A 12,732-nucleotide genomic window follows, 5' to 3' on the forward strand; every position below is an offset into this window, starting at 1 on the left:
TAACAACAGAATGAACGAACCCTGGGAATCAATTCTTACCACGCCCCTGCCCCACCGGGCCGAGCTGGCCAAAGCGCTCCTGCACGAACACAACATCCCGGCGGTAGTTATTAACCGGCAGAGCAGCAGTTACCCCGTCGCCGGGCTCGGCAACAGCGAAGTACACGTGCCAACCAAAGACGCCATCGTAGCCAAGATTATTCTGGAGAATGAAGCAAGCTTTAGCTAATATGACTAACCTGCAACAGCGGGTTATTGCGGCCGTCGCCGGTGCACCACTAATTATCTTCATGCTATGGTACGCTCCCTGGACGCTGGCCCTGCTATTTTGCTTCATTAGCGCCCTCACACAGCGCGAATTCTACAAACTGCTGGGCCTCGACGGCTTCGAACCGCTGACAGCCTACGGCACCGTCGTCGGAACGCTGATCTGCGTACTGGCTTACTTCGTCGAAACCAACCAGATCAGCATGGGCAGCTACTTTATAATCTGTCCGGCATCGTCGATGATCTTCCTAATCAAGCTCTACAAAAAGCGCGACATGAAGCCGTTTACCAACATCGGCTTTACATTTCTGGGTATCATTTACGTGGCTATGCCGTTTGCGCTGCTGATTATCCTGGCGCTGCGCGACAACTCCTTCCATCCGATCACGATCATTGGCTGCCTGTTGCTGCTCTGGGCCAGCGACATCGGGGCTTATTTTGCCGGTACGTATTTCGGTCGTCGGAAATTATTCGAGCGGGTGTCGCCGAAGAAATCGTGGGAAGGGGCCATGGGTGGAGCCGTCGCAGCCGGGCTGGTTGCCCTCGGGCTGGCTGTGCTCGACAACGAGTTGCGCCCGTGGCAGTGGTATTGCGTAGGGGCCATCATTGTCGTGACGGGTACCTACGGCGATCTGGTCGAGTCGCTGTTCAAACGGAGCATCGCTATCAAGGATTCCGGTACGAGCATTCCCGGCCACGGTGGTTTTCTGGACCGTTTCGACGGGTTGCTGCTGGCAGCTCCGTTCATTGTCACGTTCCTGAAATTATTTCCCTAGCCCTGATCTAAGTTTACCTGACGAGCGTCGGTACGTAACCGTTTTTGGCCCGGAAGAATCATCTACGTTAAAAATGCCCGCTGGACTAACCAACGGGCATTTTTTCTGTTTAACACTAATTAAACAGAAACTTCGCGCGCACATGAACACATCCGATTCAACCGTACCAGACGGACACTCGTCTCCCCTCCTCCACAACACGAGTCAATCATTCGCCGAGACTAACGTTAACCAGCTACGCGACGCCGTTGAGCAGGCCGTATACGGCGATGTCGTATTCGACAAGTCGACTGATCCCGAACGGGCGCACACCATCGAGGTGCTGACTACGCTGGGACAGATGGGCGAACTTACGGAAACCGACCTTGATGAAGCCAAAAAAGAGTATCTTTGATGATTGGCTGCGCGTCAGCAGCCTGATTCTTAACATATCTTAAAAGATTGGATGAGATACGAAAGTCCGCAACTACCTTCGTTATCTTGTCGGCATCTACGGAGGACTGATTCGATCAGCATGAGGCAATCGCTAGTTTATATGGCCTTCTCGGTGCTCCTGCTACTGGCAGCGGGATCGCTTACGGACGTCAGAGCACAGGGGCAGGACAGGCAGGTAACGTTCACCGGATTTCTGACGAGCGGCAAAAACAACGAACCGCTTCCGGGTGCATACGTCTACATTCCTAGAGCGGGGAAGGGCGTGCTTACTGCGCCGAACGGTTATTTTGCCTTACCCGTTTTCCCCGGCGACAGTATCGTGTTTAGCTACGTTGGTTTCAAAGCGCAGTATCACGTTATCCCGAAACGACTTACTGAACTCACCTATTCGGCGGTTGTCGCGTTGCAGGAAGACGTAAAAACACTGGCCGAAGTAAAGGTCTATCCCTACGCAACGGAAGAACTTTTCAAGGAAGCGTTCGTAAATCTGAAACTGCCTGACGAGAAAGAACGGGCTAACCTTGCCCGTAATACCGATCCGGCCGCCATCATGCGTATGGCTGCGACTATGCCGATGGGTGCTGTGGGCAACTTCCAGAATTTTGTCAATCAGCAGTTCCTGGGTCGCGAATCGGTCGCCAATCGTAGTTTCACCCCGACGTTTGCGTTTACCAACCCCTTCGCGTGGGCAAACTTCATCCGGTCGGTTAAGCGGGGCGACTACAAGAGTAAGGAATGGCGCGCTCAGTATAATCAGGCACCGCCGGAAAACATCTCCAGAAAAGATATCCTCGACCAAAGCAATTAGTCCCGATTTGGGCACAAAAAACCACCGCGAAACGGTGGTTTTTTGTGCCCAAATCGGGAGGTTTAAGGTTTGATGTTCTAGGTTTAAAGTTACTGTCCAGCTTAGCGAGCGGTAGCCAACTTTAAACCTTAAACCGCCCGGCACAAACTTTAAACTCACTTCTTATACTGCTGGATGATTTTGTAGAGCGCCTTCTGCTTTTCCAGTTCGGGGAAAAACTCGAACAACTGTACATGGGCATCGTAATCGAGCGACAGGCCAGCTTCAAGCCGAATCAGGGCTTCGCGATAGTGACCACCATGAATTAGATACACCGCCGACCGGTAGTAAAGATCCGCTTCAGCAGGCATATCGTCGATACCCATCTGAATGATGTCGTTTGCTTTCAGGAAATCGCCCTGATCAAACGGCACCAATGACCAGGTCAGGTATACGTCCGGGTTCTGCGCATCAACTTCGGCGGCTTTCTCAAACGCTTCTACGCTCGACAGCACATTACCTACTTTGTACTCAGTTTCGGCCAGTGCAAGGTAGTACTCGCTGTTGTTGTCGTTGATTTTGATTGCCTTCTGCAAAAACGGCAGTGCTTCGTACCACTTGCCCGACTCACTCAGACAAACGCCGATACCATACCAGGCTTCATCCCAGAGGGCATCGAGCCGGATAGCTTCGCGGTACTCGGCAACGGCTTCCGTGATCCGGTCCTGCTTCTCCAGACTGGCCCCCAGATGGCAGTACGTGTCGGCCGTAGCTTCTTCGTACTTCAGCGTACTGCGGTAGCACTGCTCGGCCTTTTCAAACATCCCCAGGTTCATGTACGTATTACCCAGGTTGAAATGCGCCGACGAAAAATCCTCCTTGATAATGATGGCGTAGTCGTAGGCTTCGGCCGCTTCGGTGTAACGGGCCAGTTTGCTATACGCAATACCGATGTTATACCACGCATTGTACGAATACGGGTCCTGATCAATCAGTTGCTGATAGTAACTCAGGCTATTTTCCAGCTCACCGGTTACGTCCAGACAAAAAGCCAGTTCGTAGAGCGCGTTTTCGTTGTTGATATTCAGCGCAATCGACCGTTTGTACTGCGTGATCGCTTCGGCATACTTACCCCAGTTCTGGTAGCTCTGCCCCAGCTGAAACAAAATGTCGTCTTTATCCTCGGCGCGTTCGAGCAACTCCTCCAATACGCTGATGGCTTCTTCGTAGCGACCGGCCATGTTCAGTACCGAACCTTCCATGAACGATACGTCCAGATCGCCGGGATTAAATAGTGAAGCCCGTTCCAGCAGCCCCAGCGACTCATCGAAGCGCTGAAAATTAGCCAGAATCTGGGCTTTGTCGAGCATCAGCTCCAACGCATACGGGAAGTTTTCGAGGCCCGCTTCGGCGGCTTTGAACGCTTTATCAAGATCGCCCTGGTTGAGATAATGCTCGACCATTTGTTCGTAAACGTCAAGGTCGAAAAACTGACTCTCCTGCTGATCCAGCATTTGTTCAAACCGCCGGATCGACTCTTTTATGTCCCCTTCCCGTTCTTCAAACTCTTGCTCCATACGTGTGCCTCTAAAATTGTTGATCGGATGGGGGCCGCATCATCGACGCGGTTTATCCTGTGGCAAGTCAATATACCTCTGTTAGACGGAAATCCAAGCCGGTTCCGGCAAATATTATCGTCCCGTTTTCCCCGTCCGAAAGCCCTCCCCAACCCGTCGAATTGTCTGCTCCAGCGATCGATACTGAAAACCAAGGGTCTGCCTGATTCGGCGACCGTCGTAGATGTAAAGCAGACTAGCCGACCGGGCTGTTTCGTGCGTAATCATCGGGGTGGTACGGAATAACCAGGCGCGGGCAACTTCAAATGGCCAGATCAGTGCGGTAACCCAACGGGCTACCCGTATGTCCGGCGCGCGCTTGTGCATTGCCCCGCTAATTGATCAAACAACGATTTGTACGGAATGGTGCCTCCGCAGAGGATGAAGCGCCGGGCAACAACATCGCTCTCCATGAGCCGTAGCATCACCTCGGCTACATCGAGCACATCGACGATGTTGATCAGACCACCCGCGTAGTACCGTTTTTCTTTGGCTATATAACTGACGATTTGAAGGCTGCTGTGCTCCCAGTTACCGACGCCCAGCGTCATGACGGGGTTTATGATAACGGCAGTCAGCCCCTCGGCAATGGCCCGCCACACTTCCAGCTCGGCCCGGTACTTCGTTTTGGCGTAGGGCGAGTTGCGGGGCGACTCCTCCCACTTCTGCCCTTCATCGATCAGGATAGGCTCAAACTGACTGTCGGGGTCCGACTCCTGCCGGTGACTGGGCCGCCCCATGGCTTTAGCCGAACTGACGTAGCCAAACTTCCGGATGCCCACTTTCAGGCATACATTGACCATGTTGGCGGTTCCCTCCACGTTGGTTCGTTCCATCCGGCTATCATCCCGACCCAAAAACGACACGCAGCCGGCAGCGTGAACAACGTCTGTACCCGGCTGGATGGCGGCTTCCAGCGACGGAATATCGAGCACATCACCCTCATGCCAGTCGATTTGCGAGGCTATGTCAGCGAGCAGACCGTAGCTGGATGCCGGTCGTTTGAGGGCCGAGACCCGATAGCCCGCGCTGAGATATTGGCGGGTGATGTGCGAGCCAACAAGCCCGGTAGCGCCGGTGATAAATACGTGTTTAGTTTCAGTGGGAGAAGTCATGTATAACGTACGGTGGTAGGGAGACAGTGCAGCAATGAGCAGGCAAACTACCCTGTTGCTGGTTCAGCGAGTTGTATCAACAACTAGCCCATTATGCACACAAATTAAGTAGCCGTATACAAAGTTGGCTATGTTCAATCCTGTTAAATGCTCAGTAGACTCGCTGAGCCGACAAATTGTTGATCGAACGGTCACTTAGTCAGGGTAAGAATTTCGTACTGACGGTCGCGAAAAACAGACACTTCGCTGTGATAGATACGCCTGTTGTTTCATTCTACTGCTGTTGGGTAGGCTAGTCACTTTCTGTAAACATACTGCCGAATGGTGCTGAATCACTAATTTTACGGGTGAATATGGGTTTCAAACTACGTGTATCGGCCGGTTGGTACTATCGGCCGCGCAGCCAGAAGCCAGGAATCGAAACCAACTCATGTCAGTAGAAAATCCCCAGCGGTACACCGTCACGGCAGCCCTGATTTACGCCAATGGCCCCATTCACATCGGCCACCTGGCTGGCTGCTATCTCCCCGCCGATATTTATGTTCGTTACCTGCGCGCCACGGGTAAAGACGTAGCGTTTATCAGCGGTACCGATGAGCACGGTGTGCCTATTACCATCAAAGCCAAAAAAGAAGGGATCAGCCCGCAGGAAGTTGTCGATAAGTACTACAAGCAGATCAAACGATCGTTCAGCGACTTCGGCATCTCGTTCGATATTTATTCGCGGACAACCAGCCCGGTTCACCACAAGACATCGCAGGAGTTTTTCACGAAGCTTTACGAACAGGGTGATTTTGTCGAGGAAGTGACCGAGCAGTATTACGATGAGGTTGCCAATCAGTTTCTGGCCGACCGGTATATCGTCGGTACCTGCCCCGTCTGTGGCAACCCCAACGCCTATGGCGATCAGTGCGAACGGTGTGGCACCGCCCTTAGCCCTACCGAACTGGTTGAGCCCCACTCGACCCTGTCGGGTTCGCGGCCGGTGTTGCGGGCCACCAAAAACTGGTTCCTGCCCCTCGACCGGATGCAGCCGCAGATCGAGCAGTACGTTAACAGCCATCCCGAGTGGAAAACCAACGTGGCGGGTGCCTGCCAGTCGTGGCTGAAGGAAGGGTTACGCCCCCGCGCCATGACCCGCGACCTCGACTGGGGCGTTAAAGTACCGCTGCCCGATACTGACGGCAAGGTGCTATACGTCTGGTTCGACGCGCCCATCGGTTACATTTCGATGACGAAAGAATGGGCCGAACAGCAGGGCCGCGACTGGGAATCGTACTGGCGCGACCAGCACACGAAGCTGGTGCACTTCATTGGAAAAGACAACATCGTTTTCCATTGCATTATCTTCCCGGCAATGCTGATGGCCGAAGGGTCATACGTACTGGCCGACAACGTTCCGGCCAACGAGTTCATGAATCTCGAAGGCGACAAAATCAGCACGTCGCGGAACTGGGCGGTCTGGCTGCACGAGTACCTCGAAGAGATGCCCGACAAGCAGGACGTGCTGCGCTACGTACTGGCGGCCAACGCTCCTGAAACGAAGGACTCGGAGTTTACGTGGAAGGATTTCCAGACCCGCAACAACGCCGAACTGGTCGGTATCTTCGGCAATTTCGTCAACCGCGCCGTTGTGCTGACGCAGAAGTTCTGCGACAATAAAGTACCGGCCATCACCAGCCTGACTGACTACGACCGGCAGGTGCTGGACGAACTGGCCCAGTTCCCCGACCGTATCGGGCAGTCGATCGGGCAGTACCGGTTCCGTGAAGCACTCGCGAGCCTGATGGACCTGGCCCGACTGGGCAATAAGTATCTGGCTGAAACCGAGCCGTGGAAGGCCGTCAAGACGGACCCCGCGCGGGCCAACACGATCCTGAATCTGGCGCTGCAAATTTCAGCGACGCTGAGTATCGTCTGCGAGCCGTTTCTGCCGTTTACCGCCACCAAACTCCGGGCGCAGCTCGCCATCACCGACCCGTTCGACTGGTCGAACGCGGGTCGGGCCGATCTGCTGACCGAGGGGCACGAACTGGGCAAAGGCGAACTGCTCTTTGCTAAAATTGAAGACGACGAAATCGACCGGCAGATGCAAAAGCTGTTGGCCGCCAAACGAATGAATGAGTTAGAAACAAAGACCGTACCTGCCCTGCGCGAGCAGATTCAGTACGACGATTTCGCCAAAATGGACATCCGCATCGGCACGATCACCGAAGCGGAGCGGGTTCCCAAGAGTGATAAACTGCTGAAGCTGAAAGTCGACGATGGCATGGGCACCCGACAGATTCTGAGCGGCATCGCCAAGCATTTTAGTCCCGAAGAAATCATCGGTAAGCAGGTAACCTTCCTGGCAAACCTGGCCCCGCGCAAGATGATGGGCCACGAGTCACAGGGTATGATTCTGATGGCTGAAGACCGCGATGGCAAGTTAGCTATGCTCCAGCCCGACCAGCCCGTCTGGAACGGCGGCTCAGTATCTTAGGTGAGTTCAAGGTTCAATGTCCAAGGTTTAAGGTTGTTTGCTGCTGCCGGAGGAACCTTGAACCTTAGACATTGAACCTTGAACCCTTCAAAAAACCAGAGAGAGCCTGCTCAATTGAGCAGGCTCTCTGCCTAAACACACCTAATTAAGCCGTCCTACCAACAGCTATAATCGATAGGATAGCTGTCATTATGTACGATTGATTGGTTGCCTTGGATTTAGCGTAGATAGCTATTTGGCGGCCCGCTCCGTTCGTTCATCTTTCCGTAGCCAGTACGTCAAACACGCATAACAACGTTTATCTTTGCGCGGTCTTACCAACGCCAGCGGACTTGCGAAACGACTACGTCCAGACTTCATGGAAGAAAAGAAACATATAGATACCGTCACAGCGGCCGGGTTGCTGGTGGCTATGGGTATCATTTACGGCGACATTGGCACATCGCCCCTGTACACGCTCCGTGCCATCATCGGAGCCGACAACGTAGTCCGGGCCGACGTTGTCCGGGGGGCACTCTCCTGCATCTTCTGGACCCTCACGCTTCAGACAACCGTCAAGTACGTCATCCTGATTTTGCGGGCCGACAACCGGGGGAAGGCGGTATTTTCGCCCTTTACGCGCTGGTTCGTCGGCACGCCCGCTGGCTGACCCTTCCCGCCATCATTGGTGGGGCGGCCCTACTGGCCGACGGCATCATCACCCCGCCCATCTCAGTATCCTCGGCGGTGGAAGGGCTTACGCTGATTTATCCGAACATCGAAACTATCCCCATCGTCATCATCATCCTGACGGTGCTGTTTCTTATTCAGGCGTTTGGTACGAGCGTGGTGGGTACGGCGTTCGGCCCGATCATGCTGGTCTGGTTCGTCATGCTCGGCACGCTGGGTCTGGTGCAGATTGCTCAGGCCCCCGGCATCCTGACGGCCCTGAACCCCTACTATGCCTACTGGCTGCTGGTGAAGTATCCGGGTGGTTTCTGGCTGCTGGGTTCGGTATTTCTTTGTACGACGGGTGCCGAAGCGCTGTACTCCGACATGGGGCACTGCGGTCGTAAAAACATCCGCGTGAGCTGGGTGTTCGTTAAAACCTGCCTGATCCTGAACTACTTCGGGCAGGGCGCGTGGCTGCTGAGCATTCAGGGGCAGGTGCTGAAAACCCGGATTCCGTTCTATGAGGTGATGCCCGCCTGGTTCCTGACCATCGGTATCGTCATTGCTACGGCCGCGACAGTCATTGCCAGTCAGGCGCTGATCAGTGGGTCGTTTACGCTCATTAGCGAAGCTATCCGACTCAATTTCTGGCCCAAAGTACGGCTACGTTACCCGTCGGCCCAGAAAGGACAGCTCTACGTACCGAGTGTTAACCTGCTCCTGTGGGCGGGTTGTGTGGGCGTCGTGCTGTACTTCCGCGAATCGTCGAACATGGAAGCGGCCTACGGTCTGGCGATTACGCTGACGATGCTGATGACGACGATGTTGATGTCGTACTACCTGTATACGCACAAATACCAGGCGTGGGGGTTGTCCTGTTTCTGCTGGTGTATCTGGCTATTGAAGGCTCCTTCCTGATCGCCAACCTGATTAAATTCCCCCACGGTGGTTTCGTATCGGTACTGATCGGCGCGGCCATTGCCAGTGTGATGTACGTATGGTTACAGGCGTTTCAAATCAAACTTCGGTTGACGGAATACGTCCGTATCGATCACTACCTGCAAACGATCAAGGAACTGAGCCGCGACATCAGTATCCCGAAGTACGCGACGCACCTCGTCTTTATGAGTAATGCGGCCCGGCAGTCGGAAATTGAGTCGAAGATTATCTATTCCATTTTCCAGAAACGCCCCAAACGCGCCGACATCTATTGGTTCGTCCACGTCGACACGACCGACGACCCGTATACCATGGAGTACAAGGTGAATACGCTGGCTCCCGACGACGCCTACAAAGTCACGTTCCGGCTCGGTTTCCGGGTTGAGCAGCGCATCAACCTGTTCTTCCGTAAGGTGATCGAGGACATGGTGAAGAATAAGGAAGTGGATATTACCAGCCGTTACGAATCGCTGCGGGGACAAAACGTAATCGGTGATTTCCGCTTCGTTGTGCTCGAAAAATTCCTGTCGTTCGAGAATGAACTGCCTGCCCGTGAGCGGTTCATCATGAATATCTACTTCAACATCAAGAGCTTCACGACCCCCGAAGACCGTTGGTTCGGTTTGGACAGCAGTTCGGTAAAAGTCGAGAAAGTACCCCTTGTTATCCGCCCTGTCGAGAACGTCCGGCTCAAACGCATTGCAACCGAAACAAAGAGCGAACGAGTGAAAGAGTGAACGAGCGCGACTTCGTCGTAATAATCTTTCGCACTTTCGCTCATTCGCTCTTTCATACTTTAATTTATGAAACTTCTCATTACCGGCGGAGCCGGATTCGTTGGCGCATCGCTGGCCATTTCGCTTAAGCAGAACTACCCGGATTACCAGATTTTTGCGCTCGACAACCTCAAACGGCGCGGCTCAGAATTAAGTCTGCCCCGACTGAAAGCGGCCGGTATCGAGTTTCTGCACGGCGACATTCGCAGCAAGGAAGACTTCGACGCGCTGCCCGCCGTGGATACGGTGATCGAAGCATCTGCCGAGCCGTCGGTACTGGCCGGTCTGGACGGCACGCCGGATTACCTCATCAACACCAACCTGTTCGGTACGGTCAACTGCCTGAACTTCGCACTGAAGCACAAGGCCAACTTTATCTTTCTGTCGACGAGCCGGGTCTACCCGATCAAAACGATTGAGACGCTTAATTTCGAAGAAGCCGACACCCGCTTTGTCCTGACCGACGAGCAGCCGGTTCCGGGCGTATCGTCGAAGGGTATCGCCGAAGATTTCCCGCTGACGGGCGCGCGGTCGCTGTACGGCACCACCAAGTTAGCGTCGGAGCTGCTGATTCAGGAGTACAACGAGTTTTACGGCCTGAAAACGGTCATCAACCGCTGCGGAGTTATTACGGGACCGTGGCAAATGGGCAAGGTCGATCAGGGCGTGATGGTGCTCTGGATTGCCAAGCACTTCTTCGAGCAGCAACTGGCCTACATCGGCTACGGCGGCACGGGCAAGCAAACCCGCGACATGCTCCACATCGCCGACCTCTACCGCCTGATCGACTGGCAGTTGCACAACATCGACAAAGTCAACGGCGAAATCCTGAACGCGGGTGGTGGCACGCAGAGCAGCGCGTCGTTGCAGGAACTGACGAAGGTGTGTCAGGAAGTGACGGGCAAAACCATCCCGATCAAGGAGGTTACCGAAAACCGCGCGGCCGACATTCGCCTGTACATCACCGACAATACGAAGGTAACGCAGCTCACTGGCTGGGAACCCAAACTCGGCATCCGCGACATCGTCAGCGATATTCACGAGTGGCTCAAAGAGAACCGGGCCGCCCTGGAGCCGATTTTGAAGTAGGTTTAACGTTTAATGTCCAAGGTTTGAGGTTACTCCGATGGAGGCAAACAACGTTAAACCTTGGACGTTAAACCTTAAACTCATTTCCTCACCAGTACCCGAACGTGCCAGGCGGGGAGAGTTAGCGGGGTGGTGTCGGTGAGTTGAACAGGTTGGCTGGTGAAGACGTGCCGGTCGTTGCCTCTGTCGTAGCGGGTGTGGAGTTTTACCTGTCCTACTCCTATCCAACCATATCCCATGCAAACCGCACGATGGTGGCGGCAATGACCAGCAGGAAAAAGACGCGGATAAACTGATTGCCTTTCAGAATGGCCAGACGCGCCCCCAGAAACGCGCCGGTCAGGTTGGCGACGGCCATTGGCAGGGCAACGGCATAAATGATCGTGCCTTTGTTGACGAAAAAGAGTACACTCGCCAGATTTGTCGATGCGTTGACCAGCTTGGCATGGGCGCTCGCCCGCAGGAAGTCAAAGCCGACCAGGGCAATGAATCCTAACACCAGAAAGCTGCCTGTTCCCGGCCCGAAAAAGCCGTCATAAAACCCAACGACAATGCCCATCAGGGCCATTCTGATCTGCTGCTGCCGGGCCGTCACGACGCGCTGTGGTATCTGCCCGAAATCTTTTTTGGTCAGTGTGTAGATGAATACAGCAATCAGAATGACCAATGCCAGCGGTTTCATAAATCCGTTCGGCACTCGCGTCAGCACCAGCGATCCCAGCCACGAGGCTCCGAAGGCCAATCCCAGCATCGGCCCAATAAACCGCCCCACCACCGCCACCCGCCGACTATATTGAAACGCCCCCATCAGGCTACCCGACAGCGACGGTATTTTGGTTGTACCGAGCAGGGTCGGGACGGGGTATTGCGGGAGGGTAAACAGCGTGGCGGGTGTTTGAATCAGGCCACCGCCCCCGATGATAGCGTCGACAAAACCTGCCAGGAAGGCGAAGGAGCAAAGGGTAATCAGGCTTGTGTAATCCATAGGCGTTCAGCCCGCAAAACTATTTCTTTTACCCCTCATTATCGCGCCGTAAATTTGCAGTATGGCAGAATCGGTACGACAGTGGAGCGCGTTGATGCGGAAGGAATTTCTGCTGGAATGGCGGCAACGCTATGCCCTCAACGGTATGCTGCTGTACATTGTCGGGGCCGTTTTTGTCTGCTATCTGAGCTTCAACGCCCGGCGCGGTCAGCTGACGCCGATTGTCTGGAACACGCTATTCTGGATTATTCTGCTGTTTACGGCCATCAACGCCATTGCTAAAAGCTTTGTGCAGGAACGGGCCGGGCGGCAACTGTACTATTACACGCTGGCCAGTCCGCAACTGATTATCCTGTCGAAGATTGGCTACAACACGGCGCTGATGCTGATTCTGGCGCTGCTGGGGTTTGGCGTCTACGCGTTCGTACTGGGCAACCCCGTGCAGGATGTCGGTATGTACCTGCTGACGCTGGTTTTAGGGGCGATTGGCTTTGCCGCTTCGCTAACGCTGGTATCGGGCATCGCCAGCAAGGCAGAGAACCCGGCGACGCTAATGGCGGTGCTGAGTTTCCCGATCATTCTACCGCTGCTGCTGATGCTGTTGAAACTGTCGAAAAACGCTCTCGACGGCCTTGATCGTAGCTCAAACTGGGATGAGATGGGTGTGGTGCTCGCTATCGACGTGATCGTACTGACACTGTCGTGGCTGCTCTTTCCGTTTTTATGGCGGAGTTAACTCTGTTTTCGGTTTGCGGTAGACGGTATACAGTGGCCAACCCCACGACGAACGTTACACCGGAAACTGAAGGCTGAA

The 12,732-nt window shown here is 54.3% G+C and carries 11 protein-coding genes and 1 pseudogene; 8 read left to right on the forward strand and 4 right to left on the reverse strand.

The window, feature by feature from the left end; all coding sequences use genetic code 11:
* Positions 1–10 precede the first annotated feature (10 nt).
* The 4 genes from HH216_RS20190 to HH216_RS20205 all read left to right on the forward strand — a co-directional run bounded on the left by HH216_RS20190 (position 11) and on the right by HH216_RS20205 (position 2,286).
* Positions 11–229 carry a putative signal transducing protein gene (locus tag HH216_RS20190; RefSeq protein WP_169552445.1) on the forward strand — a complete coding sequence of 73 codons (219 nt, stop codon included), beginning with the start codon at positions 11–13 and terminating at the stop codon, positions 227–229.
* The gene (locus tag HH216_RS20195; RefSeq protein ID WP_169552446.1) at positions 210–1,043 is read left to right on the forward strand and encodes a phosphatidate cytidylyltransferase; all 834 of its coding nucleotides are present in this window, start codon (positions 210–212) and stop codon (positions 1,041–1,043) included. Before HH216_RS20190 ends, HH216_RS20195 begins: the two co-directional genes overlap by 20 nt.
* Before the next feature lie 142 nt (positions 1,044–1,185).
* Entirely contained in the window at positions 1,186–1,437 is a 252-nt protein-coding gene (locus HH216_RS20200) for a hypothetical protein (protein WP_169552447.1), read from the forward strand.
* A gap of 141 nt (positions 1,438–1,578) precedes the next feature.
* Positions 1,579–2,286, forward strand: coding sequence for a carboxypeptidase-like regulatory domain-containing protein (locus HH216_RS20205; protein ID WP_408641802.1), 708 nt, complete (start codon positions 1,579–1,581; stop codon positions 2,284–2,286).
* Between the two features lie 155 nt (positions 2,287–2,441).
* Here HH216_RS20205 and HH216_RS20210 read toward each other — a convergent pair whose 3' ends face one another.
* The 3 genes from HH216_RS20210 to HH216_RS20215 all read right to left on the reverse strand — a co-directional run bounded on the left by HH216_RS20210 (position 2,442) and on the right by HH216_RS20215 (position 4,996).
* A complete protein-coding gene (locus HH216_RS20210) occupies positions 2,442–3,842 on the reverse strand; it encodes a tetratricopeptide repeat protein (protein WP_169552449.1) in 1,401 nt (466 codons plus the stop codon).
* Between the two features lie 114 nt (positions 3,843–3,956).
* A complete protein-coding gene (locus tag HH216_RS26755) occupies positions 3,957–4,109 on the reverse strand; it encodes a hypothetical protein (protein ID WP_332871426.1) in 153 nt (50 codons plus the stop codon).
* Between the two features lie 68 nt (positions 4,110–4,177).
* Positions 4,178–4,996 carry an NAD-dependent epimerase/dehydratase family protein gene (locus tag HH216_RS20215; protein ID WP_332871427.1) on the reverse strand — a complete coding sequence of 273 codons (819 nt, stop codon included), beginning with the start codon at positions 4,994–4,996 and terminating at the stop codon, positions 4,178–4,180.
* Positions 4,997–5,426: 430 nt separating this feature from the next.
* Between HH216_RS20215 and metG the strand changes: the two genes are divergently transcribed.
* From metG to HH216_RS20230, 3 genes and pseudogenes are all read left to right on the forward strand, one after another.
* A complete protein-coding gene (gene metG / locus HH216_RS20220) occupies positions 5,427–7,478 on the forward strand; it encodes a methionine--tRNA ligase (RefSeq protein ID WP_169552450.1) in 2,052 nt (683 codons plus the stop codon).
* 358 nt (positions 7,479–7,836) lie between these two features.
* A pseudogene (locus HH216_RS20225) lies at positions 7,837–9,805 on the forward strand (KUP/HAK/KT family potassium transporter).
* 66 nt (positions 9,806–9,871) lie between these two features.
* Positions 9,872–10,933, forward strand: a complete 1,062-nt coding sequence (locus HH216_RS20230) for an NAD-dependent epimerase/dehydratase family protein (protein WP_169552451.1) — start codon at positions 9,872–9,874, stop codon at positions 10,931–10,933.
* A 220-nt stretch (positions 10,934–11,153) separates the two neighbouring features.
* On the opposite strand, the gene HH216_RS20235 is transcribed toward HH216_RS20230, so the two are convergent.
* A complete protein-coding gene (locus HH216_RS20235) occupies positions 11,154–11,918 on the reverse strand; it encodes a sulfite exporter TauE/SafE family protein (RefSeq protein ID WP_169552452.1) in 765 nt (254 codons plus the stop codon).
* A gap of 61 nt (positions 11,919–11,979) precedes the next feature.
* On the opposite strand from HH216_RS20235, the gene HH216_RS20240 reads away from it, so the two are divergent.
* Entirely contained in the window at positions 11,980–12,654 is a 675-nt protein-coding gene (locus tag HH216_RS20240; RefSeq protein ID WP_169552453.1) for a heme exporter protein CcmB, read from the forward strand.
* Positions 12,655–12,732 lie beyond the last annotated feature (78 nt).

Source organism: Spirosoma rhododendri (genome assembly GCF_012849055.1).
Lineage (GTDB): Bacteria > Bacteroidota > Bacteroidia > Cytophagales > Spirosomataceae > Spirosoma > Spirosoma rhododendri.